Genomic DNA, 25,647 nt, shown 5'->3' on the forward strand with positions numbered 1-25,647 from the left:
TCACCCGCAATCGAGCAAAGTAGGTGCCAAAAAGCGTGCAGCGCATCACATTTATTGGCAGACTGACCCAGTATCAATGGCTTGGCATAAAATCCTGTCATAAAAGACAGGGGTTTTTATACGATGCTATTCATTTACAGCCGCACCAAAAAATACCGGATCAGGCTCTTTTTTGGTGCAAAAAAATCAGGATTGAGTCCTACTGGCCAGTCCTTTAGAGTTCGCCCCGTTAAATGGCCCCACAGGATTTATTTGATGATCGACTGGTCCCTCAACCCTCGCGTCAACTATGCCGCCAACATGATGCGCCAGGGTGGTGTCATTGCGTATCCCACCGAAGCGGTCTGGGGCCTGGGCTGCAATCCGTTTGATGAAGATGCCGTAGCCGACCTGCTCGCCCTCAAACAGCGCCCTGTCGAGAAAGGTGTCATCCTGATCGCCGCCAACCTGCAACAAATCGAACCCTTTATTGATCACCTGGACGACCTTCAGCGCCAGCGCCTTAAAAATACCTGGCCAGGCCCGGTAACCTGGCTGGTGCCGAATAACGGCCTGGCACCCCACTGGATTACCGGCGCTTTCCCGTCCGTTGCCCTGCGCGTCACCGATCACCCGGTAGCCGCCGGACTCTGCCGCGCCTTTGGCGGCCCTGTAGTGTCCACCTCCTGCAACCCTGCCGGTAAACCGCCGGCGCGCAACATCCACGAGGTTCGCCGCTACTTTGGCGGCCAGTTGGATGCTGTCAGCAGCGGCCTGGCAGGGCGCAGGACGAATCCCTCGGAAATTCGCGACCTGCTCACCGGCCAGGTCGTTCGCCCCAGCTAGGGCAGATGCGCAGCCCATCCATCCGTTAATTTCCCTATCCTCAGGAGCGGGGAGTACAATAGCGCGCTTTTTTCAGCTCCCTGTGTACAAGGAAACCCCATGACCCCTAGCACCGCCCCCGACAAGGCCGCCGTAAAAGCCTATCTGCTGGACTTGCAGGATCGTATCTGCCAGGCGCTGGCAGCCGAAGATGGCGCTAGCGGTTTTATCGAAGACAGCTGGCAGCGCGCCGAAGGTGGTGGCGGCCGCTCGCGGGTACTGGCCGATGGCCAGGTGATCGAAAAGGGCGGCGTTAATTTCTCCCATGTATACGGCACCCAGATGCCCGCCTCGGCCACCGCCCATCGCCCCGAACTGGCCGGGCGCGCTTTCGAGGCCATGGGCGTTTCCCTGGTGATTCATCCCGGCAACCCTTATGTGCCCACCAGCCATGCCAATGTGCGTTTTTTTATTGCCGAAAAAGAGGGGGCGGCTCCGGTGTGGTGGTTTGGTGGCGGTTACGACCTGACACCCTACTACGGCAACGAAGCCGATGTGATCCACTGGCACCAGAGCGCGAAAAATGCCTGTGATCCCCTGGGTGAACACCTGTATCCCAAATTCAAAAAATGGTGCGATGACTATTTTTACCTGAAACATCGCGGCGAAGCGCGCGGTGTGGGCGGCCTGTTTTTCGATGACTACAACGCAGAAAGTTTTGCGCACAGTTTCGCGCTCATGCGCGCGGTGGGGGACAGTTATGTACCCGCCTATTTGCCCATAGTACAGGCGCGCAAACACACACCCTATGGCGAGCGCGAGCGCCAGTTCCAACTGTACCGTCGCGGCCGCTATGTGGAATTCAACCTGGTCTACGACCGCGGCACCCTGTTTGGCCTGCAGACCGGCGGCCGCACCGAATCCATCCTGATGTCCCTGCCGCCCCTGGTGCGCTGGGAATACGACTGGCAACCCGAGGCGGGCAGCCCTGAAGCAGAACTCTACGAAAAATTTTTACCCCAGCGCGACTGGCTGAAATAATTCCCGCTCACGCTGGCAACCGTGTGCAGGTGACCTTGTTTTCGGGCAGCAGCGCGTTTTTACAACGGATTTCCCCATGACAGACCTTTATGCCGTTTTTGGCAACCCAATCAACCACAGCAAGTCTCCCAGCATCCACCGCATGTTTGCCGAACAGACCGGCCAGGATTTGCATTACACCAAGCAATTGGTCGATGTGGACAAATTTGCCCAGACTGCCGATGCGTTTTTTGCCCAGGGCGGACGCGGATTAAATATTACCGTTCCTTTCAAGCAGGAAGCGTTCCGCTACGCCCATTCGCTCACCCCCCGCGCTGAACGCGCCGGTGCCGTCAACTTCCTCGTCCAATTGAGTGATGGCAGCATTCGCGGCGACAACACCGATGGCATCGGCATGGTGCACGACATGCACAACCTGGACTGGAACATCGCGGGAAAACGGGTTTTGCTGCTGGGTGCAGGCGGCGCTGTGCGCGGCGTATTACAACCCCTGCTCGAAGAACATCCGGCACAAGTGGTGATTGCCAACCGCACCCTCAGCAAAGCGGAAGAATTGGCCAAAAACTTTCTCGACCTGGGCAATGTGGAAGCCAAAGGTTACGACCAATTAAACGGCGCCCACTTTGATATTGTCATTAACGGAACCTCCGCCAGCTTACACGGCGAATTGCCGCCTTTACCTGACAACCTGCTCAATCCCGGTGCCTGTTGCTACGACATGATGTACGGCGCTGAACCCACGGTATTCCTGCAATGGGCGCAACAACAGGGCGCGGCACACACTGCCGATGGCCTGGGTATGCTGGTCGGACAGGCAGCCGAGGCCTTTTACCTGTGGCGACAAATTCGTCCCGAAGTCGTACCGGTACTGACGGCCCTGCGCCGCCAGCTGCACGAGAAAAAATAACGACCTGCCCCGCACCTGCGGGGCATATTTTTTATATGGTTTACCTGAGTTTATTTCTCACCGCCTTTATCGCCGCTACGCTTTTTCCGCTCTCGTCGGAAGCGCTGCTGCTGGCGTTATTGCACCAGGAGCACAACCCCGTGCTGCTGTGGCTGGTTGCCACAACCGGTAACAGCCTGGGTTCCTGCGTAAACTGGTTCCTAGGCAGGCAGTGCCTGCACTGGCAAGATCGCCAATGGTTTCCGGTCAGCCGCTTCCAACTGGAAAAAGCGCAACGCCATTTCCAGCGCTACGGAATCTACTCCCTGCTCTTTGCCTGGCTGCCCATTGTCGGCGACCCACTCACACTGTTTGCCGGGGTTATGAAGGTCAACTTCTGGAAGTTTTTGCTTTTGGTCATCATCGGCAAAGCCCTGCGCTACGCACTGATTATTGGTTTTGCAGTAGCCGTGTTATAGAGCGCTTTTTATTGCACTGCTGAGCTCCACCGGCGCCTGACGATCACTGCGGGTAGCTGGCACCTTTATCCAATTCCACCACCACCTGTCCCACCTGGATTAGTCCGCGGTCGTGGGTATTGGCGATCACCCGTTTGCTGTGGCTTGATCAAGTCCGGGTTTTACCGTGTTTTGTATCAGGCCAGGGCCGACAAGCCTATTCAAAAGCACCGGCGGGGGCTACCCTGTTGCCGCTCCTTGACTCCAGTGTTGTTTTTTATGACGTTTATGTGCCGCCCTCTCCTTATCTCCCTCCTGTTGTTACTCGCGTCCCTGGCCAGCTGGAGCGGTGAACCCGTCCTGTCGGACAAACCGCTGGTGATCACAGAAACCCTGGGTGGCAGTGACCAGGTACAGGGCTGTGCAGTGCTACTGCACGGTTTGGCGCGCACCCACAAATCCATGCGGCCTTTGGCCAAGGCGTTGGCAGCCGCCCATTACTATGTGGTGAATGTGGGCTATCCCTCGCGCAAATTTGCCATTGCGCCACTCGCCAATATGGCGATTCCCCCGGCGCTGGCGCTGTGCCGCCAGCAGGGCCTGACACGCATCGATATTGTCAGCCACTCCCTGGGCGGTATTTTGCTGCGCCAGTATTTACAGGCAAACACTATTCCCGAGTTGGGCCGGGTGGTGATGTACGCACCGCCCAACCAGGGTAGCCAGGTGGTAGACAAGCTGAAAAACATTCCCGGCTTTCGCTTGATTAATGGCCCTGCCGGGCTTGAATTAGGCACAGATGCCAAGAGTGTCCCCCGGCAACTGGCGCCGGTTCATTTTGACCTGGGGGTGATTGCCGGCACACGCAGTATCAATTGGATACTGTCGCAGTACCTGCCCAATCCCGACGATGGCAAGGTCTCGCTGGAAAATACCAAAGTGGAAGGCATGCGCGACTTTATCAGCCTGCCGGTATCGCACCCGTTTATCATGAAAGATAAAAACGCCATTCGCCAGACTCTGCACTATTTGCAAACGGGCGCTTTCCTGCATGAACCCAAGGATTAATAATGGCTGCCGGTGCAATTGCTATGGGTGATGGAATGCTGCTGAAACTCAATCGCGTTATTTTTTTATGGATAGGTTGTATCAGCCTGTTGGGTGGTTGCAGCACGCTCAAAAATGCCGAGCCCTGGTACCGCATTTCACTCGATGAGGAATTTACCCGCAGCGATTTGCGCGACGATTATCGCTGGCCAGATTACCTGGCCCAGGAAGAGCGGCTGTTTGCCCAGCTGCGGCGGGAGCTGGCCGAAGACCCGCGCGACAATGCCTACCGTTTTAATATCCACTCACCGCTCAATTCCCTTAACCACCAACCCAATTGGAATCGCAGTTTTGTACTCAAGCCGCAGCATTTGCGCGGCGCGATCCTGATGATTCACGGCCTGAGCGATTCGCCCTATTCCGTGCGCAGCCTGGGGTTACATTTCCAGCAGCAGGGCTTTTATGTGATAGGCCTGCGCCTGCCCGGCCACGGCACCCTGCCCACCGGCCTGCTCACCACTGACTGGCGCGATTGGGCCGCTGCCGTTGAGCTGGCTGCAAAAGAATTGCATCAACACCTGGGCGAAAACCAGCCCCTGTTTTTATTGGGTTATTCCGCCGGCGCCGCCCTGGCGGTGAACTATGCACTGGAGGCGCAACACAATACACAGTTGCCCAAAGCGCAAAAACTGGTGTTGATATCGCCCATGTTTGGCATAAGCTTTTTTGCCAGTTTCACCAAAAACCTGGATTTGATCAGCCGCCTGCCGCTCATGAGCGCCTACCGCTGGACCGACCAGAGCCCGGAGTACAACCCGTTTAAATACAACTCTTTTACACTGAATGCAGGCTGGCAGGCACACAGCCTGGTCAAGCAGGTCAACCACCGCCTGCAACAGGAAAAAAAGCGCGATAACTTACGTGGTTTTCCACCCGTGCTGGGTTTTCAATCATTGATGGATTCCACCGTACATACGCAGGCCGTTAAAGACAATTTTTTCGATCTCCTGCCCGCCAACCACAGCGAGCTGGTCATTTTTGATATTAACCGCCAGCAAAGCCTCGCGCCCTTAATGCGCCCCACGACCAACACTCAGCTCAGCAAACTGTTCAACAAGGTTCCCGCCAATTACCAACTGGTCAAAATTGCCAACAGTAATCCCACCGTCGATCAGGTGAGCGAATGGCGCTACCAACCAGGCGCAGATACACCGACCGAAAAACCGCTCGGCCTGGCATTTCCGCGCGGCGTTTATTCGCTGACGCACATAGCACTGCCCTTTCCGCCGGATGATCCCACCTATGGTTTACAGCCACGCACTGATGAGTTTTACGGTATCAGCCTGGGCAACCTGGATTTTCGCGGTGAGCGCAATACGCTGATCATCGCCCAGGACGCCAACCAGCGCTTAAACGCCAATCCTTTTTACAGTTACATGCAACAGCGAATGGATGAGTGGCTCGGCAATGAATCCATTGAATAGCACTTATCTCCCGCACAGGAGAATCCCATGAATGCCCAACAACGCAATACGCTGCTGGAAACCTTAAAAACCCGCTTTGAGAAAAATAGGCAGCGCCATAAAGACATTGACTGGGCACAACTTCAAACAAAACTCCATGGTGCACCAACCAAACTTGCAGCACTCAATGCAATGGAAAGCACAGGGGGTGAGCCGGATGTAGTCGGCTATGACGCCGCGACAGGGGAATATCTTTTTTTCGATTGCGCGGCAGAGAGTCCGAAGGGTCGCCGCAGTGTTTGTTACGACCGCGAAGGATTGGACTCGCGCAAGGAACATAAACCGCAACACAATGCCCTGGACATGGCGGCAACCATGGGCATCGACCTCTTAACAGAGGCAGAGTACCGGCACTTGCAGACGCTGGGAGAGTTCGATACCAAAACATCCAGCTGGATCAAAACACCTGCCAGTATCCGTCAACTCGGCGGCGCCCTGTTTTGCGATCGACGCTATAACCAGGTATTCACCTACCACAACGGCGCCCAGTCTTACTACGCCGTGCGCGGATTTCGCGGCGCCTTACGGGTGTGACGCTTAACGTTCCACGGCTTCATGCCGTGCCTCCCTGCACGGCCTATCCCATTTACTGTACAGACGTTATGACATAGGTCTTTCCCGCCACCGTTGCCAAATCCCACACCTGGCTGGCGCGCAGTTGCGGTTGCCGGAGCTGCACCCCCTCGGCAACGCGCGGTGCTTTTATCCCGGGCACAGCAAAGAAAGGATTGGGGTTATCACCGCTGGCAGCCACCAGGCCCTTGGCAGTGATGGCATTGTGCACGCGCACGCGCGCATTGCCCCCCAGGCGCGAGTAAAGGCTGGCACGGGTGAGCTGGCCATTTTCCCAGGCGATATCCACCACAAAACCACCGCGCGTGACCAGGCCCTTTACCTCCCCCTTGGGCCAGGCATCGGGCAGGGCGGGCAACAGGTGGATAACCCCGTCGTGGCTTTGCACCAGCATTTCCGCAATACCGGCGGTCACACCAAAGTTGCCGTCAATTTGGAAGGGCGGATGGGCGTCGAGCATATTGGCGTAGGTGCCGCCCTTTTCACTCACCGCCTGGGTTTCCTCGGTGAGGTTGATCTGCTCCTGCAGCAATTGATAGGCGCGGTTGCCATCGTGGAAGCGCGCCCACCAATTAATTTTCCAACCCATGGACCAGCCAGTGGACTTGTCACCGCGCTGCATCAGCGACACCCTGGCCGCTTCAAATAATGCCGGTGTGCGATAAGGCGAAATCTGGTTGCCGGGGTAAAGCCCATAGAGGTGTGACACATGGCGATGGTGATCATCCGGGTGATCCCAATCCTCCAGCCATTCCTGCAACTGGCCAAAGTGACCTATGCGCATGGGCGCCAGGCGCTCGCGCTTTTGGCGCAGTTGCGCGGCCAGGTCACTATCCACCCCCAGGATATGGGCAGCGTCAATGGTGATGGAGAAGAGGTCAAACACCAGTTGGTTGTCCATGGTGGTTCCCGCGCTGATCGAGGTGGGGTAACCCGCGCGCTCATAGGTGTTTTCCGGCGAGTTGGAAGGCACGACCACCAGCGCACCGCTGTTGGGTTCCAGGGTCAGGCTGTCGACAAAAAAGCGCGAGGCCTCGCGCAGCACCGGGTAGTAACGCTGTAAAAAATCGCGGTCGCCCGAATGCAGGTAGTGATACCAGATATGCTGGCACAGCCAGGCGCCACCGGTCTGCCACTGGCCGTAAAAGGCCTTGTCCACCTGCCCGGTGATACGCCAGAGATCGGTGTTGTGGTGCATCATCCAGCCGCGCGCGCCATAGAGTTGTTGCGCGCTCGCGCGCCCGGTGAGCGCCAGGTCTTCCAGCATGGCAAACAGCGGTTGGTGCAGCTCCGGCAGTTGCGTGACCTCCGCCGGCCAGTAATTCATTTCGGTATTGATGTTGACCGTGTATTTGCTGTCCCAGGGCGGGCTGGTATGGGGGTTCCAGATACCCTGCAGGTTGGCCGGCTGGGTGCCGGGCTGGGAACTGGAAATCAACAGGTAGCGGCCATATTGGAAGTAGAGCATGGCCAGGTGCGGGTCCTGGCTGTGGGCAAACTCAGCAATGCGCTGGTCGGTGGGCCTGGCCATGGCGGCGCTGGTGCCCAGGTCCAGGCTGACACGGTTGAACTGGGCCTGGTAGGCGGCCACATGGGCCTGCTGCAATTGTGCAAAGCCCTTGCCTTCGGCAGCGGACAGATACGCCTGGGCGCGCGCCAGGCTGTCGCCGCCCAGGTCGTTGTAGCGGACGAAGTTGGTGGCGGCGGCGATGCGGATCAGCACCTCGTCAGCACCTTCAATGCGCAGGGCCTTGTCATCACGCCGTAATGTTCCACCGCGCAGCTCCGGGGCAATCAGCGCGGTGAAGCGGATCTTGCCGTCCAGCCCCTCGTGGCTGCCACCCCGGCCATCAACCTGCAACCAGCGCTCATGGACGCTGAGTTGATGCTGCATGGGGCTGTCGAAGCCAATGCGGGTATTGATCTGGCCCGGTTTGCTGGCACTCAGGCGCACCACAATCACCTGGTCGCTCAGGGAACTGAATAGCTCGCGCGTAAAGGTGACCCCCGCCTTGACATAACTCACCCTGGCAATGGCGTTGGCCAGGTCCAGGTCGCGGTAGTAATCGTCAACCTGCCCATGGCCGGCAAAATCCAGGCGCAGGTTGCCCAGGGTCTGGTAGGGCATGCCGTTGTTGAGCGACCTAATCTGCTGGTCTGCCAGGGTTTGCGCCTGCTGGTGCTGGCCCTGGAGTAACAGCCGGGTCACCTGTTCGATGGTCTGGGCCGCCGCCGGGTTGACGTTGTTGTTAGGGCCACCGGCCCAGATGGTGTCTTCGTTGAGTTGTAATTGCTCCTGCGCCGGCTGGCCAAACACCATGGCACCCAGGCGGCCATTGCCGATGGGCAGCGCCTGGTTCCAGTCGCTGGCGGGTGTGTTGTACCACAGGCGCAGATCCTGTTTGGTCGCAGAGGAATGGCTGCTGCGCCCGTGCTGGCAGGCAATGAGCCCCAGGCCGAACAACATCAGTGATAGCAGCGCCAGCAGGCGAATCCACCTTTTAAGGGGCCGCCGTTTAAGGGAGAGTGTCATGATAGGAATCCTGGCTTGTGCCCCCCCCTGCGCGAGGGGGGCGAATTGAAACTGGGACAGGCTTGAAGGAAAGCATGCTGCCCCACTCAGGACCGAGAGAGGCATGGATGCCGACCTCGAGCTTACAGGGATGTATTCACAGCGTGTCCTGAGTGGGGCAGCATGCTTTCCTGGCACCCCGCGACTCTTTACGCGCTGCCGTTACGGCAGCGCCCTATACACCAGATTGCGGAACTTCACCTTGCCCGTACCGGCGGCATAGATGGCCGGACGCAAGCTCATAAAGCCGTAGGCCACATTGTGGTGATAACCGGACACATCCATTTGCGTATCGTACTTATGCCAAGTATTGCCCTGGTCGATGCTGTAGTGGATGGTCAGCACATGGCGATTGTTGGTAACACGCAAGCGGAACTGGTTGCCCGCCGGGCGCGGGGTATAGCGCTGGTCCATGCCGTAGCGATGCAGCAGGAAGCCCTGCTCGGCAATACCTACACCGGCATAGAGCTTGTCGTTGTAGAACAGCAGGGCACCGGCCAGGGCGCCAGGTTGCAACTCGATATCGACCTCAAACTGATACGCCTGGTCGCCACTGACAAAGGTCAGCGGTGAGGAATTGCTGGGCGAGGTGCCCTTGGGAGCCACTTCCAGGTAAGCGCCGCGCGCATCGCGCCCGTAGTGCAAACGCTGGTTTTCACTCACATCACCGCGGAAAAAGCTCCACTGCACCCCGAATTTGTTCGTGCTGAAATCATCGGACAGCGCCTTGCCGTGCTGGCCGGAGCTGGTGCCGCCCGCCGGCTTGGCAATGGGTTTGCCCACATCCAGCCCCTTGCTGCGAAACCAGCCATCGTCGGTCCATTCGATAGGTTCCAGCAGGGTTTGGCGCCCCAGGGTATGGAAACCATTTTCATAGCCGTGGTACATCATGTACCAGTCACCGGCCGTGGGGCCCTCCACCAGGGTGGCATGGCCGCGCGACCACCATTTTTCCAGGGCCGACTCAGTGCGGATAATCGGGTTATAGGGCGAATTCTCCCAGGGGCCATGGACCGATTTGGCGCGCGCCGCGATCACCATATGGCCTGTCGGTGGGCCGGCAGTACCGCCCACGGCGGTCACCATGTAAAAGTACTCGCCGTGCTTCATCATTTTCGGCCCCTCCTGGGCGTAGCTTTCCACGTCCCATGCCTCCGGGTATTTCCAGCCGTCGTAGACATGTTTCATCTCACCCACCAGGCTCAGGCCATCGTCGGACAACTGCACATAATCGCCGTGGGAGAAAAACAGGTAGCGTTTGCCATCCTCACCCACCAAGTGGCCGGGATCGATGCGATCCGGGTATTTTTTATCGGGGTTGAGGTCAATCGGATCGGACCAGGGACCGCGGATATCATCGGCCCAGACCACATAGTTGGAGTTGTGGCCGGGGAACTTGGCCGGGATATACACGTAATAGCGCCCCTGGTGCCTGGTCAGCTCCGGTGCCCATATACTGCCGATGTACTTGGTCAATGACGGGCCTATGGGCTGCCAGTTAACCATGTCGCGCGAGTGCCAAATGGTCAGTGCCGGATAGGACTCAAAGGTGGAAAACACCATGTAGTAGTCATCACCGTCCTTCAGGATACTGGGGTCGGGGCGGTCGCCCGCCACAATCGGGTTGAGGTAGGTGCCATCACCCAAATCGCCCTGGCGCTGGCCCTCATAGGTGGTGGCCCAGGTTTGGCAGTGGCGCACAAAGGAAATGCCCAGGTAGGGACTGCAGTCTTCACCGCTGGCGGTTTTTTGCAGGCGGGTTGTCCCGGTGTGATGGCTGCCGCTATTGCCCGTGCTGTTACAAGCCCCGAGCAACAGGGCCAGGACGCCCGTACAGAGGCGGATGGTTAGTGGACGCATGGTGGGTCTCCTCGCTGTTATCTGTTTTGTTAAATCGGTTGTTGTTATTCAGGTATACCGGGGCGGCGGGATGCCCCGGTTCAAACATTGCGTTTGATGATCTCCATGGCCGCCACATGCCGCCGGGGTTCGCGCTGGCCCTGGATGAGTTTTTCCATCTCCGCAAAGGCGGTGTTGATCATGTCTTCGTAGTCCTGGCGCACCGAGCAGAGCGGGTTGGGCAGGAAATCAAGCATGGTGTGATCGTCAAAGGTCGCCAGCAGCATCTCTGCCGGGACACCACCGCGCTCGCTGCGCAGGGCGTGGAGTGCCCCTTCAAACAGGGCGATGGACGAGGCGATCAACACCCCCGGACACGGCTGATGATCGTGCAGGTAGCGATTCATCACCTCTACCCCCTCATCAAAGCCATTGCGCGGCGTCTGGTAGATTTCCACCTGCTGATCCGACACGCCCAGTTGCGCCAGCGCTCGCCGGAACCCCTGCAAACGGCCGGCGATAGAGGGCATTTGCGGGTTACCGGCCAGGAATAAAAAGCGGCTATCGCCCTGGCGTTGCTGCAAAAACGCCTGCAACTGGCTGGTCAGCTGATAGCTGCTTTCCTCGTTGGCGGTCACCACCACCGAGTAGTCTGTAAACCCGAAATCCCGGTCGAGCAACACCAGGCGCTGATCGAACAGGGGCGCCGCCAGGGGTGGAATCTCCGCATTGGAGGGCACCACAAACAAACCATCGATATTGCGCTGGTGGAAGTTGCGGATCAGTTGCACCTGGGTCTCCGGGTTGTCGTAGCAACAGGAGATAAACAGCTGCAAACCCGCCGCGCGACAGCGAATTTCCAGCCGCTCGGCCAGGAGTGCAAAAAAGTGGTTGGAGAGTCGAGGCACGATCAGCGCCAGCGAATCGGTACGCTGTAACCGCAGGCTGCGCGCCGTGTGGTTAATCTGGTAACCATGCTCCTGGATATAGCGGTTAACCCGCTCTTCCGTTTTGGCACTAATACGGTACTGGCGTGCTTTGCCAAGCAGCACCAGCCGTACTGTGGTGACCGAAATACCTAAATCTTCTGCGATTTCTTCAATCGTTTTAGCCATTGTTATTCTCTGTTGATTTTTTATACGAAGCGTCAGGCTTTTTTAGATTAAGCCAGTGCTAATTCGAATTTGCAATATTTCGATAAAAAATAATCAGCAGTCTTGTGTTCAAATAGACCATATGATAATTTTAAAGCTAACACGAATTAGCTGATAGCAAATTCAGCGTCCGGACAGCGGCGGCGGCGCCCGGACGAAGCCATAACAATAACCAGCCGAAACAGTGGAGACAAACATGCAAACCCCCAGCCCATACCCCCTATTACACGTTGCGACAGGCTCAGTTGCTGCCATAGCAACAATTTCCCGCAAGGGCCCCAAACCGCCTCAATAGCGTTAGCAGCAGCCAGGGGCTTCCCCAGTCTATTTTCTCTTGGTGTGTTGGCGGCTTCGCCCGAGCCAGTCACGCCCCTGCGCCGGGTGTCGTCGCGCAGGAACCACTCCCGGAACCACAACAACAAGGCCGGACGCCAGGGCAATCACACAATAACTAACGAGGATGAACACCATGAATACCCGTAGATTTACCCCCAAACTGCTCCCCTTGAGTATCTGCCTGGGCATGGCAGCCAGCGCCCAACCGCTGCTGGCGCAACAGCAAGACGATATCGAAGAAGTCATCGTACTGGGCAGCTTTCGCGAGAGCCTGGCAACCGCCCTGGTGGCCAAACGCAACAACGCCGCAGCTATCGACAGTATTGTCGCCGACGATATTGCCTCCTTTCCGGACAACAACCTGGCCGAATCCCTGCAGCGGATTCCCGGTATCAACATCGACCGCGTGGGCGGCGAGGGCAAGCAAATCAGCGTGCGCGGCCTGAGCGCCGACTTTACCCGGGTGCGTATCAACGGTATGGAGACTATCTCTACCGGGGTGAACAACCGCGGTCGCGCCTTCGACTTCAACATCTTCGCCTCCGAGCTGTTTAACCGTATCGATGTGCGCAAAAGCCAGTCGGCTGCGGTTGAAGAGGGTTCCCTGGGCGCTACCGTAGACCTGTCTACCGGCAGGCCCCTGGACTACGAGAGCTTTACCCTGGTGACCTCGGTGCAGGGCGGCTATAACGACCAGGCGGAGTCCTTCGACCCGCGCTTTACCGGCCTGGTGAGTGTTACCAATGAGCCGGGCACCTTTGGTGCACTCTTCTCGCTCGCCTATTCCGAGCGCGAGGTCTACCAATACGGCCATAACTCGGGCCGCTGGGAAGCCAACAACAGCAATCCGGCCAATGTGAATAACTGGGCCAATTCGGCGGACCTGCCCACCGAGGTTAACCAGGCCGTTCACCCGCGCTTTCCGCGCCAGCTCGATCGCACGATCAACCTGGATCGCCTGGGCATGACCGGCGCCCTGCAATGGCAGCCCAATGACGATACCAGCCTCAGCCTCGATCTGATGTACGCCGACATGAACCAGGTGCAGAGCGAATTCACCCTCACCCCGATTTCGCTCGCGCGCACCGGGGCCACTGGCCGCAAGGAAACCACCGTTAACGACTATTTCTACGATGCGGAGCGTAACGGCCTGCTGTACGCCGACCTGTCCGGTGTCGATGTGCGCAACGAAAACTACCGCCAGGACTGGACCACCCAGTTCCACCAGGTATCGCTCAGCCTGGATCACAGCTTCAGCGATAACCTGCGCCTCAAGGCCCTGGCAGGCACCTCCGAGTCAGACCACAAGGTCCACAGCGAAATGACAGCCATCTTCGAGCGCTACAACGCTGATATGAGCTACGACTACCGCAACAGCATGACCAACCCCCTGGTGGCCTATGGCTTCGATACCACCAGCCCGGATAACTATTGGGTAGCGGAACTGCGCGACCGCCCCGCCGATACCACCAATACCTTCGACACGGTGCGTGGCCAGGTGGAATATGACTTCGCTGTTGGCGCAGTGGACATGACCCTGAATACCGGTGTGTCCTGGAAGGAGTTTTCCTTTGATAACAACCAGTACACCCGCGACCGTGCGCTGATCAACCAAAACAACCACACCAGCCTGGCCGTTAGCGTGCCCAGTGGTTGCGGCATCACCCTGGATGACCTGCAAGTCACCGGCGACATGGGCAGTGTCTACACCCCCAGCGGCGGTGCGCCTTCGTACCTGCTGCCCAACCTGGATAAGGTGGCCGCCCAGTATGGCCTGCTGACCGATAGTACCTGCTTCCCCCTGGTTGCCAACGAAGGTGCCGACCGCTCGGTTACCGAAGAGAGCCTGGGCTTCCATGTGCAACTGGACTTCTCGACCGAGCTGGCCGGTATGCCTTTCCGCGGTGACCTGGGCGTGCGTGACGTGGAAACCGACCAGACCTCCAACGGGTTGGTCAGCGGTGCGCGGCAGGAGATTAAGCGCAGCTACAGCGACACCCTGCCCGCCATCAACCTGGTGCTGGAGCCGGTGGAAAACGTCCTGGTGCGCGCGGCCTGGTCTGAAGTCATGAGCCGCCCCGGCCTGGGCAACCTGACCCCCGGCGGCAGTGTGGACCGCTTTAACCGCGTGCTGACGGCAGGTAACCCCTACCTCGACCCCTTCCGCGCCAAGGCAACGGATTTATCGGTGGAGTGGTACTTTGCCGAAGAGGCCCTGCTGTCACTGGCTTACTTCGACAAGGACATAGAATCCTTCCCCGTGAGTATCCGCAAGGATCTGGCCTGGTCGGAAATCCGCGCCCTGGGTTATTCCGACAGCCTGCTGGAACCAGGCCCGGCCACAGTCAACGACATCTTCAACTACCGCACCTCGGTCAATGGCGATGGCGGCTTCCTCGAAGGCTGGGAATTGCAATACCAGCAGCCCATTACCGTCGGCCCGGCCTGGTTGCAGAACTTCGGTATCAAGGCTAACTACACCTACATCGAGTCAGAGCTGGATAGCCGCGATAGCAACGGCAATCGCATCGTGACGCGTATGAACGGCCAGTCCAAGATCAGTTGGAACACCACTCTCTGGTACGAAAATAAGGCCGGCTTCAGCGGGCGCGTATCCTGGACCTACCGCGATGCCTACCAGACGGCGAATAACACCACCGCCGTTTCCGGTGTCGACACCACCGCCAGTACCAAGGTAGTGGATGCCGCCTTTAGCTACGCGCTTAACGACAACATCAAGCTGACCTTCGACGCGCTCAACCTGACCGACGAAACCGAAACCTGGCTGCTGGGTGACTACAACTACCTGGATACCCAGGTGTATTCCGGCCGCCAGTTCTATGTCGGGGCGCAATACAGTTTCTGACAGATCGCTTAGTGCAGGTTTCCCTGTCCGGACGGTCCATGCCAAACCGAGCCGGGCAGGGCGATAACCGGTACTCCGGTTATTCCCCCACCATCGATAACCTGGTGGCTTAAGGGTACGGCCAGGATCCATCAAGCCTGGCGTACCCCCTTTTTGAAACCCTTTGGGCAGAGAGCACGTCAAACCCCTGGTATTTAACCCGGATACCCGCCTATGAATAACGCTAACGATGTCCTGCGCGTAAATCGCCGCCGCTTTATCGGTGGGCTTGCCAGCACCGGGCTGCTGCTCGGCCTCAATAGCTATGCCGGCAACCGCCAGGACAGCATCGCCACCACCCGCAGCGGCCAGATTCGCGGCCAGCAGCAGCATGGCATCCACCGCTTTTTGGGCATTCCCTATGGCGCCGACACCCACGCGCGCCGCTTTATGCCCGCCTTGCCGGAAGTGCCCTGGCAGGGCCTGCGCGACTGTGTGGACTATGGCCCCGCCGCGCCGCAATTGGGCAGCCGCGAAACCATCAGCGAAGACTGCCTGTACCTGAATGCCTGGACCCCCGGCCTGCGCGACGGCGCCAAGCGACCTGTGCTGGTGTATATCCACGGCGGAGGCTACAACAATGGCTCGGGCGCCGATGCCCAGTACGACGGCACCAACCTGTGCCGGCGCGGCGATGTGGTGGTGATCACCCTTAACCATCGCCTGAACGCCTTTGGCTACCTCTACCTGGCCCCCTTCGGCAGCGCGGATTTTGCCTACTCAGGCAATGTCGGCCAAGTGGACCTGGTGCAGGCCCTGCACTGGGTTAAGGCCCACGCCCGGGAACTGGGCGGCGACCCGGACAACATCACCCTCTTTGGCCAGTCCGGTGGCGGGGCCAAGATCATCACCCTGATGGCCATGCCGGCAGCCCAGGGCCTGTTCCAGCGCGCCTTTACCATGAGCGGCCAGCAGGTCACCGCCGCCGGGCCGCGCGCGGCCAGCCAGCGCACCGAACGCTTCCTGGACGCCCTGAAACTGTCGCCCGGCAAGCTCGACAAGATCAAAACCCTGCCGCTGGCGCAGTTACTGGAAGCCACCCAGGTGAGCGACCCCTCGCGGGTGGAAAACAACCGCCTTTACTTCGGCCCGGTGCTGGATAACCAGGTGTTGCTGCGCCACCCTTTCTACCCGGATGCGCCGGCCCAAGCGCGCCACATCCCCCTGGTTATCGGCAACACCCGGGACGAAACCCGCGCCTTCCTCGGCGGCGACCCGGCCAACTTCCAACTGACCTGGGCACAATTGCCGCACAAACTGGCCGAGCAGCAATATGTGGACCTCAACCCGGAGGTGGTGATTGCCGAATACCGCCGCCTGTACCCGCAGTATTCGCCCTCGGAAGTATTTTTTGCCGCAACCACCGCAGGCCGCTCCTGGCGCGGAGCGATTATTGAAGCTGAGGAGCGCGCGCGCCAGGGCGCACCGGCCTACGTCTATCAACTGGATTGGGGCTCCCCCCTGGATGGAGGCAAATTCGGCGCCTTCCACACCCTGGATATCCCCCTGGTATTCGACAATATCGCCCAGCCAGGATCGCGTACCGGCACGTCTCCCGCAGCGCAACACATGGCCGACCAGATGAGCAATGCGCTGCTGGCCTTTGCGCGCACCGGCAACCCCAGCCACAAGGGCATTCCACACTGGAAACCCTATCGCCTGGACAAACGCGAAACCCTGGTCTTTAACCACACCTCTGCCCTGGTCAATGATCCGCGCGGCGGCGAGCGCGAACTCTACGCGCGGGTGCCCTTTATCCAGAGAGGCACCTTTTAAACCGACACCCTTAAAAAAACGACATAACGCAGTGAGAGAAGACGATGTACCGATTGCCACTCCTGAAAAGCCTGTTCCTGGGCCTGGCCTGCGCCCTCAGCGCCTGCTCGACATCCCCCGGCACACCGGCGGGCGCCGCAGCCGTAGCACAACTGGTCTATGGTTAGGCTAAATCACCCACACAAAGGCAGCTAAATAACAGCGACAGCGAGGCCCCCAGGTGAATCGATTGTTTTGCAGACCCGGCGTATGGCTGGGTGTTTTTTTCATGGCACTGGCAACACTTACCGCCAGCGCTGCCCAGGCGCCCCAGGCGCAGTTGCTGTTTTACGTCTCTGCGCGCGACAGCCTCAACGCCGATATCGCCGGGGGTGACGCCCAGCCCAATTTTATCGACCAGATAAAGCGCAGCCATACCGGCGTGCGCGATGCCCAGAGTAACCAGGGGTGGGCGATTGAATGGGCCGATGAAGGAATCCTGAGCTGGAATGCACCGGGCAATATCTACGCCCAGCGCGGCACCCTGAGTTTTTTCTGGCGCCCCGGTTATCCGGTGGGCGAAGCGCCCTTTGTGATTTTTCGCGTGGGCTATGCCGACCACAGCAGTTGGGATATGGCCTGGCTGCGTATCGACTGGAATGGCAGCGGCTTTGATGCCTTTGTCACCGATGCCAACCTGGCGCGCACACGCGTGTCCTACACCATGGCGCAAGTACCGGCGGCCGACCAGTGGCTGCATCTCGCGTTCAGTTGGGATGAAACCCGGGGAGTCGCCCTGTATGTGGATGGTAAACCCGCTGCCCGGGCCGCGCTCAACACGCGCCTGGGCAGCGCTGATTTTGATACGGGGCTGGACCAGTTCGGCCTTGCCGGTCGCGTGCTGTCGCCCCACCAGGTACAAAGCCGCTACAACTTTTTGCGCGGCAGCCACCTCGCCGAGCTGCGCGTGTACGACCAGATGCTGGACGATACCAGCGTCCAGTCCCTTGCCCGGCAACAAACGCAGGCAGTTGCCGCACAGCCAAGTGGCGATCCACACCAGGCCTGGCTGTATCGCCACGGCTGGGAAGCGCGCAACGCACCGCCGCTGCTGAAACCGGGCCACAACAGCTTTCGCAAAATTGAATTAACCGACACCTTCGATTTAAAGCAGTGGATGTGGAAAGCCACCGACGGCATCGCCGAAACCACCTGGCCCGGGGTGTATAACCGTTCGCGCCTGCCGGGGCGCAACGATTATTTCCAATTGCCGGATTGGAATACCTATGTCGAGGGCGGCCAGCATTTTGATGTGTACCTGCCCGCAGAAACGATCAACCGCATTGAAATGCGCGGTGCAGCCTTCGGTGAATTGCAATACCGCCGCAACACGCAAGGCCAATTCAACACCCTGGCACAGCGCCCCCGGGGCAGTGTGCGCTCGGTGTTTGACATAGCACCGATCACTGCCGGCCAATTGCGTTTCAGCAACAGCCAGCCGGAAACGCCTATCCAGGAATTCTGGGCCTATCGCACAGGGACAGACGCGGAGCCGGAAGGCAACGTCAAACTGCGCTATCAGATTCGCGCCGATGCCGCCCCGGATTTCGATAACCTCGACAAGCTGCGCCAGTTTATCCAGGGGCGCTATCCCGCAACCGAGCGCGCGACGGTATTGGCCGCACCGCGCGGCGCGGCACTGCGCAAACGCGACAGCACACTTGCCGATACGCTAAAACACCAGCCGCTGGTACACGTCTTGATTCCCTCCAGTGTCAGCCATCCCCCGGCGGGCAAACCGCTCACGCGCAGTTGGGCCTACGGCTGGGAAAATATGTACGATGGCCTGGATGGGATTGCGCTGGATTTACCGCCGCTCAACCTCACGCCCACCCACAAGGGCGGTGTGATTCCGCTCAATATCCGCATCAAAGATCCCCTTTGGCCGATGCGCGACCTGCTGGATATTTCCGTCTCGGTTAAACCCAACCAGGCCTACAGCCTGTGGCTGGACACACGCGACCGCATCCTCACCAACGACAGCCTTTATTTAACCATCGCCGCTGCCGCACCGGCATTTAACGGCAGCTTGCTGGAGGGTGCGGAAATACGCCTGGTATTTAAACCGCGCGCCCAGGCAATCGCCGAACACACCACCGATCGCTTTAACCAGGTGCGCGACAACTGGGGCTTTCTGGTGGAAGAGCACACCACCTCGCAACGCCAGCAGCTCTATCGCCGCGCCCATGTCGATATCAGCGATTTGCTGCGCGTCGATCCCGACCATGAACTGGGCCGCCGCTACTGGGCGTACATGAGTTATGGCAACCAGGGCCTGCCACCCTTCGAGCAGCCGCAAGCACCCGCCGGTATCCCGCTCTGGGCATTTCGCCAAATCGAAGAATTAAAACTGGTGCGCCACCATATCAACTGGTGGATCGACAAGCGCCAGGTGGACTACGGCGATTTCGGCGGCGGGATTTCCGATGATTCCGATCTGGTACAGCAATGGCCGGGGCTGGCGTTGATGGGCGTAGACCCCGACAAAATCAACACCTCCATCACCGCACTGGCCGATGCCGCTTATCGCAACGGCATGTTTACCGATGGATTACCCAGTATCGAAACCGACGAGCTGCATGTGTACGAAGAGGGCATCAACACCAACAGCGCCCTGTTTTTATTAAATTGGGGTCAGCCCTGGGCCACGGAACGCTTAATGGAAACCGTCGCGGCGCTGCACCGGATTATCAAACCCAATCCGCAGGGCCATTGGCTGTTCTCCAGCAACTGGTTCAGCGGCAAAAAAATCTATCGTGAAGGTCATTGGGAATGGCAAAAGCCCTATTCCTTTCCGATCATGCACCCCGCCATCATGCTCGGGGAATTCAATGCCGACCCGCGCAGCCGCCAGTTGGTTACGCGCCTCGCCGATGGCTACCTGGCCTACAGCTATACCGCTGCCGATGGCCAATGGGCCCTGCCCAACGAAATTAACTGGCGCACGGGCGCAACCCGCGGCGGTGAAATGCATCGCGGCGCCGGCGCCGGCGATATCCCCACCTTGTTCTGGAGTGCCTGGCACTGGACCGGGGATGAGCGCTATTTAAAAGTGCTGGATTACCGCGCGGCGCGCGCGGGCATCAGTTCGCTGTCGCGCATCAACGACAACTTTATCGACCTGCTGGGCAAGCGCGATACCTGGGGCAAGGCGCTGGCCGCCGATGCCGGCCCCAATCGTGAATTTGAAAATTTTGTCGCCTGGGAAAACAGCGGCGACAAAACCTACCTGGAGCAACTCTACGCCGACAACATCCGCCTGAAATCGCTCAGCATGTATTTCAATACCGAAGGCCACTGGTGGAGTGACCGTGTGGAAGCGCGCCATGACCTGTTGCAGCGCGCGCGCCTCGGCGGCGTGGCGCTGAGCCGCAACCGCACCAACCCCGGCCACAGTGTCAGCTGGCGTTTTGACGATCCGGACGGCGCGCTACAGGTGGCCCTGCTGATGCCGCGCGCACGTACCGATAAGCTCAAGATTATCGCCTACAACCTCAGCGACAAAGTGCAATCAGCACAGATGACTGGCTGGAATGTGCAGGCCGGACGCTGGCAATTTACCACCGGTATCGACAGCACGGGTAATGACAAGATTGATAAACCCCTGACACAACAGCAAGTGGCGTTTGAAAAAACGCTATCGATTCCCGTGACCTTCCCACCCCGGCAAACCCTGGTGATCGAGATGGCATTATTGGACGCCAGCACGCCCGTGGAATTTCGCCCCGACCTGGCCATTGGCCGCGGCGATGTCACGCTCAAGGGCAAAGCCCTGCACGTCCGGGTGCACAGTCTGGGCCACCAGGATGCGCCTGCCGGTGAAGTGCTGGTCGAAAACGCCCAGGGGCAGGTATTGGCGCGCGCCCCTGTTCCCCCGCTGGCTGCCCCCAGCAACCTGCAAGCACAGACTGTGCAGGTCAGCCTGGATTTGCCACGCAAGATGGATCTGCACAATGCCCATGTACGGGTAGTGCTGGCCGATGACACCGCGGAAATCACCCAGCTCAACAACCGCGTGGACTTTAACGACTGGATTCGATAAACCGAGGCTGTACGATGTTCAAACCTGTTTCTATCCGACGCTTACTCATCGCCGCCCAGGGCGTTGTTATTGCACTTGGCCTGGGTGCCTGCATACACCAACCTGTGCAACAGCAACAACCCTGGGTAGCTGACCTGGGCAATGGCGACTATCAAAATCCGGTACTCCATGCCGATTACTCCGACCCGGATGTGATTCGGGTCGGCGATACCTACTACATGACCGCCTCCAGTTTTAACAGCGCACCGGGTTTGCCACTGCTCACTTCCAAAGACATGGTCAACTGGGAACTGGTAGGCCACGCCTTCCAGCAGCAATCCCCCCTGGCTGTGCATGCGCGCCCGCAACATGGCGGCGGTGTCTGGGCACCGAGCCTGCGCTATCACAACAATATGTTCTGGATTTTCTACGGTGATCCCGATGTGGGTATCTACATGTATCAGGCCAAGCATTTTGCCGGCCCCTGGAGCAAACCCCATTTGCTGCTGCCGGGCAAAGGCCTGATCGATCCCACGCCCTTTTGGGATGAAGACGGCAATGCCTACCTGCTGCATGCCTGGGCACACAGCCGTGCCGGCATCAGCAACAAGCTCACCCTGCGCCGCATGTCCCCCGACGGCCGCCGCATCCTCAACCAGGAAGCCCCGATTGTGGTCAACGCCGACCTGCTGCCGGAATACCGCGCACTCGAAGGGCCCAAGCTCTACAAGCGCAATGGCTATTACTACATTTTCGCCCCTGCCGGCGGCGTAGCGCCCGGCTGGCAAAGTGTGTTCCGCGCCAAACAGATTTACGGCCCCTATGAAGACAGGATCGTGTTGGAACAGGGCAATACCGACGTCAATGGCCCGCACCAGGGCGCCTGGGTGCAAACGCCGGAAGGCACCGACTGGTTTTTCCATTTCCAGGACAAAGGCGTCTATGGTCGCATCCTGCATTTACAGCCCATGCGCTGGGAAAACGATTGGCCGCTGATCGGGCAAAACATCAATACCCAGGGCGTTGGCGAACCTGTGGCGCGCCATCGCAAACCGGTGCAAGGCTTCCCACAGCAAGTCCCCGCCACCCGTGACGAATTCGATACACCTGAACTTGGCCTGCAATGGCAGTGGAACGCCAACTGGAAGCCCGAATGGTATTCGCTCAGCGCCAACCCCGGCTATCTGCGCTTATACAGCCAATACGATGCCCTGAGTACGCAAAAAAACAGCCTCTGGCCAACGCCATCGCTACTGCTGCAAAAAATTCCCGCTCCGGAATTTTCAGTGACCACACAGATCACCCTCAACGCCACTCACACAGGTGATCGCGTTGGCCTGATCGCCTATGGCTTTCACTATGGCTGGATCGGCCTGCGCCGGGAGGGCGGACATACCCAACTGGTCTACGCCACCTGCTACGACGCCGCCAGCGACCGCACCGAACGCATCCGCTTTCGCAAAACCCTGGACACCAACAGCATCTATTTGCGCATGGACATGCGCGAAGAGGGCAAGGCCGAATTTTTCTACAGCCTGGATGGCAAACACTATGAACGCGTCAGCGGCCTGTTCCGCGCCGACCGCGGCCGCTGGGTAGGAGGAAAAATCGGTTTATTCAGCGCAGGCGCACAAGCGTCAAAGGGGAAGTCCTATGCCGATGTGGCGTATTTTCAGGTGACGCCGTTGGTTAAGTAACTGCTGCACCTGGCCTAAAACAATAGGCCAGGTGCATTTATAACTCTTATGGCTTAAACATATCTTTCGCAAAGGAAATCAAATCTTCCCTGCTAACTGTATTAACAATTGCCATCTGCTCTTCGGCACAGGAGTTCAACTCAACACATCTTGGCGGTTTATTATTATCGTCATATGTATTAAGCTGATTAATTACCATTTTTTTTAGCGGCCGAATGTCCTCAGGAATATTGGAGGCCAGATTAGCTACAAAATCTCTTGTGAATTTATCATTCAATTGCTGAATTTTTTTGGCTTTCATTGTGTAACTTTCTGCAACTAACAATAGAGCTGGAGTGCCATCGATCAATTGAAACTGAACGTCTACATGATATCCAATGTTATGCACGGATCTCATTGTATAAAAATACTGTGCTTCAAGTAACGGAGCCATCATTTTTGCCAAGACTACTGCGCGGCTCTCTTTACTGGCAGCAAAGAGAGCACTCACCACAACCTCACCATTACTTTTTACAGGCGCCACCAGATCCAACTTTGCCGGCAAGATAGCAGGCTTATTCCTATTATCGAAATACCCTTGGCTTTTGTTATCAACGACCGCTTTAAGTTTTTGAGTAAACAAGTTCATTTCAGCCTCAGAGACTGCACTCGTCGCATTTATCGAAACAAATATTTGCTTTAGATAAGCATTGTAAAACACTTTAAAATCTTGAACACTCACGTCCGAGCACTGCCATTGGTCATAGAAAGACCATAATGGAATAGTATTAGTCTTATACGCATTAACGAACCTATCAGCAGCTTCTAACGAGTTTGTCAAACGCAAAAAATCCATCGTGCATGCATCCTGTAATGCAGATTCAATGGCTTGATCATCTACATTCAATTGATATAGCTTTTCAACCACGCGCATAACATAATCCAGTTGATCAATGGCCTCTTCTGCACTTCCCTCCAGCGCAATATTTACTCCACCAAAATCGTTAAAATCCATTTTACATGACTGATATCGCTGACAGGGCAAAGGTACATTGAGATTATCCATACCAAGTAGATTTTTTATTATTTGCAGATAAATGAAATCACTGTACTGATAAAGTGAAGTTAATGAATCTATATTTACCTTTAAAAAGGAAGCATCCAAGGAGCTCGGCTCTCGCTCAACAAAAAAAGCATTTGCGTTAAAGAGAAAGGGCGATTTTGGAGTAGATGCCATATCCGGCAAACCATGCCTAACCGGTTTTTTATCTGAACCGACCCATGCATCAAGATCTATTTCAGAATCAATTTTTATAGATTCACGCTCAGCAGAAAACTCAACGCCATCAAATTCTGACTTTATATTAAAATGACCTTTTTCATTAAAACGAAATATCTTTGCGTGATTCACATTAATCTCACTTATGATATCTGCAACAAACCCATACCTGTCCCGAATAAGAGATTTCTTAGTAACATCCTGAGCAGATGCATACATAAGGCGCTCAAGCGGCCCATAAGGCATTATGGTATTCCAAGGGCTAATTCCGGATTTAGCCTCTTTATCCGCAGCAGTATAAATTTCCCCGATGTAAGCCTCGTTATTCAATATCTGGAAATGTGAAAAAAACATGCTTAAAACATCTTTTTCTTGAACCATCCCCTTATCAGTCAAATACATAAATACCGTCATTTCTGAAGAAAAATTATCTTCAGAAAGAATCTTTTGCAAGGGAAAAACACCCAAACTGTAAACAAACCCCGCCGACTCTAATTTTGATCTAATCGACCATCTATTTCTTTCAAAAAATAATTTATCAATCACTGAAGAAGAGAATGAATCCGATGTAAAAATTGGATAATTTAGCTGACTCTTTAAAGGAACCTTAATAACCAAAACATTTTTTCTATCACCTTTAATGGTTATTTTTATCGGCCCTGCATTTTTTTCATTTGAAACAGGGCTTATGACGGATCTTACTCTACTCGACCCACGTTTAATTACACCGAATTCCTTATTGATTAAATCTCTTACTTCATCAACACTTTTTTCTGTAATGACTACCACTTTTATATTATCAGCAAAGTAGAAATCATTATGATGAGACATAAGTGCAGACTTAATGGTTTCTGTGTTAGTGGCAACTTGATAAAAGCTATTCTTGTTTCCCTGAAACAAACCAAATGCAGGATCATCCGTTTGCCTTGTAAGGTAATTAGCTCTATTTAACTTATAGTCTTCAAGCTGTGAATGCCCCCAAAACTCTGCATCCATAGCATTAATTTCATTTCTAATCGTTTGATTATCAAAAATGGGATGATGCAATGAATCTGCCAGTCGGCTCATCGCCATATCAAGATAATGATCATCAATAACTATTTCATAGGTAGTATTTAACTCAGACATTATCCCTTTAACAACACCGCCATGCTTTCTTATAAATTTCCGCAGCTCTCCCGGCTCTGGATAGTTTTTTGAGCCGCCCATACCCACTATATGTTCCAACAAATGACTTAATCCCGGCATGGTTTCAGGATCATTTATCAGCCCGTTTTTTACCCCAACCAAAATATGAGACTGCTGTTGATTATTCCGATTAATAATCAGGGCCTCAATACCATTACGGAGAGTTATATGTTCGTAATTTGCTGAGTCAAACTCAGCCTTTGGTATTGCCTGATGAATTACAATCGATTTTTGTTCCGAAAAATCTTTATATTCAATAAAGCAATATAGTAAAAATACAAATATGATTAATGATAAAAATCCATGCTTAACCACTCTCTGAACTTGCATAATAATAAATCCATTATTAACTATAAAATTTTATATACCCCAATAAAGTAGGGCATTTAAGCTACCCAAAGACTCACAACACATTGCTCTGGATAATTTTTGTATGTTAGTGTACGTCCGCTGATCATGATTCAGCAATCAGAAATTTAAATCAAAAAAATATGATTTAAATTTTAATAATTGAAAATCAATCTTAATCA

The 25,647-nt window shown here is 56.2% G+C and carries 16 protein-coding genes; 12 read left to right on the forward strand and 4 right to left on the reverse strand.

The features are described 5' to 3' along the window. The first annotated feature begins 255 nt into the window (after positions 1-255). The 7 genes from tsaC (at position 256) to CJA_RS17305 (ending at position 6,293) form a co-directional block, all read left to right on the forward strand. Complete coding sequence (gene tsaC / locus CJA_RS17275; protein WP_148208923.1) at positions 256-825, forward strand: L-threonylcarbamoyladenylate synthase type 1 TsaC; 570 nt, start codon at positions 256-258, stop codon at positions 823-825. A 99-nt stretch (positions 826-924) separates the two neighbouring features. Further along, positions 925-1,845, forward strand: a complete 921-nt coding sequence (hemF, locus tag CJA_RS17280) for an oxygen-dependent coproporphyrinogen oxidase (protein WP_012489162.1) — start codon at positions 925-927, stop codon at positions 1,843-1,845. Positions 1,846-1,921: 76 nt separating this feature from the next. Continuing rightward, positions 1,922-2,752 (forward strand): shikimate dehydrogenase, encoded by an 831-nt coding sequence (gene aroE, locus CJA_RS17285; RefSeq protein ID WP_012489163.1) that lies wholly within the window; start codon positions 1,922-1,924, stop codon positions 2,750-2,752. Between the two features lie 35 nt (positions 2,753-2,787). Further along, a complete protein-coding gene (locus CJA_RS17290; RefSeq protein ID WP_012489164.1) occupies positions 2,788-3,210 on the forward strand; it encodes a YqaA family protein in 423 nt (140 codons plus the stop codon). Between the two features lie 258 nt (positions 3,211-3,468). Continuing rightward, positions 3,469-4,257, forward strand: a complete 789-nt coding sequence (locus CJA_RS17295; protein WP_238526792.1) for an esterase/lipase family protein — start codon at positions 3,469-3,471, stop codon at positions 4,255-4,257. Between the two features lie 2 nt (positions 4,258-4,259). Beyond that, positions 4,260-5,720, forward strand: coding sequence for an alpha/beta hydrolase (locus CJA_RS17300; protein WP_148208924.1), 1,461 nt, complete (start codon positions 4,260-4,262; stop codon positions 5,718-5,720). Between the two features lie 27 nt (positions 5,721-5,747). Further along, positions 5,748-6,293 carry a DUF4256 domain-containing protein gene (locus CJA_RS17305; protein WP_012489167.1) on the forward strand — a complete coding sequence of 182 codons (546 nt, stop codon included), beginning with the start codon at positions 5,748-5,750 and terminating at the stop codon, positions 6,291-6,293. 52 nt (positions 6,294-6,345) lie between these two features. Here the strand turns inward: CJA_RS17305 and CJA_RS17310 are convergent, their stop codons facing one another. The 3 genes from CJA_RS17310 to CJA_RS17320 form a co-directional block, all read right to left on the reverse strand. Beyond that, the gene (locus tag CJA_RS17310) at positions 6,346-8,865 is read right to left on the reverse strand and encodes a glycoside hydrolase family 95 protein (protein WP_012489168.1); all 2,520 of its coding nucleotides are present in this window, start codon (positions 8,863-8,865) and stop codon (positions 6,346-6,348) included. A 201-nt stretch (positions 8,866-9,066) separates the two neighbouring features. Then, complete coding sequence (locus CJA_RS17315; RefSeq protein ID WP_012489169.1) at positions 9,067-10,764, reverse strand: family 43 glycosylhydrolase; 1,698 nt, start codon at positions 10,762-10,764, stop codon at positions 9,067-9,069. 80 nt (positions 10,765-10,844) lie between these two features. Beyond that, positions 10,845-11,858, reverse strand: a complete 1,014-nt coding sequence (locus tag CJA_RS17320; RefSeq protein WP_012489170.1) for a LacI family DNA-binding transcriptional regulator — start codon at positions 11,856-11,858, stop codon at positions 10,845-10,847. 508 nt (positions 11,859-12,366) lie between these two features. On the opposite strand from CJA_RS17320, the gene CJA_RS17330 reads away from it, so the two are divergent. The 5 genes from CJA_RS17330 to CJA_RS17345 all read left to right on the forward strand — a co-directional run bounded on the left by CJA_RS17330 (position 12,367) and on the right by CJA_RS17345 (position 22,671). Beyond that, positions 12,367-15,099, forward strand: coding sequence for a TonB-dependent receptor (locus CJA_RS17330; RefSeq protein ID WP_012489171.1), 2,733 nt, complete (start codon positions 12,367-12,369; stop codon positions 15,097-15,099). 213 nt (positions 15,100-15,312) lie between these two features. Beyond that, positions 15,313-16,914, forward strand: a complete 1,602-nt coding sequence (locus CJA_RS17335; protein ID WP_012489173.1) for a carboxylesterase/lipase family protein — start codon at positions 15,313-15,315, stop codon at positions 16,912-16,914. A gap of 44 nt (positions 16,915-16,958) precedes the next feature. Beyond that, on the forward strand, positions 16,959-17,081 hold the full coding sequence (locus CJA_RS19910; protein ID WP_012489174.1) for a hypothetical protein: 123 nt from the start codon (positions 16,959-16,961) through the stop codon (positions 17,079-17,081). 101 nt (positions 17,082-17,182) lie between these two features. Next, a complete protein-coding gene (locus CJA_RS17340; protein ID WP_012489175.1) occupies positions 17,183-20,995 on the forward strand; it encodes a LamG-like jellyroll fold domain-containing protein in 3,813 nt (1,270 codons plus the stop codon). Between the two features lie 14 nt (positions 20,996-21,009). After that, on the forward strand, positions 21,010-22,671 hold the full coding sequence (locus CJA_RS17345; protein ID WP_012489176.1) for a glycoside hydrolase family 43 protein: 1,662 nt from the start codon (positions 21,010-21,012) through the stop codon (positions 22,669-22,671). Between the two features lie 46 nt (positions 22,672-22,717). Here the strand turns inward: CJA_RS17345 and CJA_RS17350 are convergent, their stop codons facing one another. Next, positions 22,718-25,447: an insulinase family protein gene (locus CJA_RS17350; RefSeq protein ID WP_012489177.1), complete on the reverse strand. Its 2,730-nt coding sequence runs from the start codon at positions 25,445-25,447 to the stop codon at positions 22,718-22,720. Positions 25,448-25,647 lie beyond the last annotated feature (200 nt).

It is taken from the genome of Cellvibrio japonicus Ueda107 (assembly GCF_000019225.1).
Classification (GTDB): Bacteria; Pseudomonadota; Gammaproteobacteria; order Pseudomonadales; family Cellvibrionaceae; genus Cellvibrio; species Cellvibrio japonicus.

What these genes read in the sequence shown, in the direction of transcription:
- CJA_RS17310 (WP_012489168.1), bottom strand. Translation starts at nt 8,865, where the DNA reads ATGACACTCTCCCTTAAACGGCGGCCCCTTAAAAGGTGGATTCGCCTG.
- CJA_RS17320 (WP_012489170.1), bottom strand. Translation starts at nt 11,858, where the DNA reads ATGGCTAAAACGATTGAAGAAATCGCAGAAGATTTAGGTATTTCGGTC.
- CJA_RS17340 (WP_012489175.1), top strand. Translation starts at nt 17,183, where the DNA reads ATGGCACTGGCAACACTTACCGCCAGCGCTGCCCAGGCGCCCCAGGCG.
- CJA_RS17350 (WP_012489177.1), bottom strand. Translation starts at nt 25,447, where the DNA reads ATGCAAGTTCAGAGAGTGGTTAAGCATGGATTTTTATCATTAATCATA.
- CJA_RS17295 (WP_238526792.1), top strand. Translation starts at nt 3,469, where the DNA reads ATGACGTTTATGTGCCGCCCTCTCCTTATCTCCCTCCTGTTGTTACTC.
- CJA_RS17305 (WP_012489167.1), top strand. Translation starts at nt 5,748, where the DNA reads ATGAATGCCCAACAACGCAATACGCTGCTGGAAACCTTAAAAACCCGC.
- hemF (WP_012489162.1), top strand. Translation starts at nt 925, where the DNA reads ATGACCCCTAGCACCGCCCCCGACAAGGCCGCCGTAAAAGCCTATCTG.
- CJA_RS17290 (WP_012489164.1), top strand. Translation starts at nt 2,788, where the DNA reads ATGGTTTACCTGAGTTTATTTCTCACCGCCTTTATCGCCGCTACGCTT.
- CJA_RS17335 (WP_012489173.1), top strand. Translation starts at nt 15,313, where the DNA reads ATGAATAACGCTAACGATGTCCTGCGCGTAAATCGCCGCCGCTTTATC.
- aroE (WP_012489163.1), top strand. Translation starts at nt 1,922, where the DNA reads ATGACAGACCTTTATGCCGTTTTTGGCAACCCAATCAACCACAGCAAG.
- tsaC (WP_148208923.1), top strand. Translation starts at nt 256, where the DNA reads ATGATCGACTGGTCCCTCAACCCTCGCGTCAACTATGCCGCCAACATG.
- CJA_RS17330 (WP_012489171.1), top strand. Translation starts at nt 12,367, where the DNA reads ATGAATACCCGTAGATTTACCCCCAAACTGCTCCCCTTGAGTATCTGC.
- CJA_RS17300 (WP_148208924.1), top strand. Translation starts at nt 4,260, where the DNA reads ATGGCTGCCGGTGCAATTGCTATGGGTGATGGAATGCTGCTGAAACTC.
- CJA_RS17345 (WP_012489176.1), top strand. Translation starts at nt 21,010, where the DNA reads ATGTTCAAACCTGTTTCTATCCGACGCTTACTCATCGCCGCCCAGGGC.
- CJA_RS17315 (WP_012489169.1), bottom strand. Translation starts at nt 10,764, where the DNA reads ATGCGTCCACTAACCATCCGCCTCTGTACGGGCGTCCTGGCCCTGTTG.
- CJA_RS19910 (WP_012489174.1), top strand. Translation starts at nt 16,959, where the DNA reads ATGTACCGATTGCCACTCCTGAAAAGCCTGTTCCTGGGCCTGGCCTGC.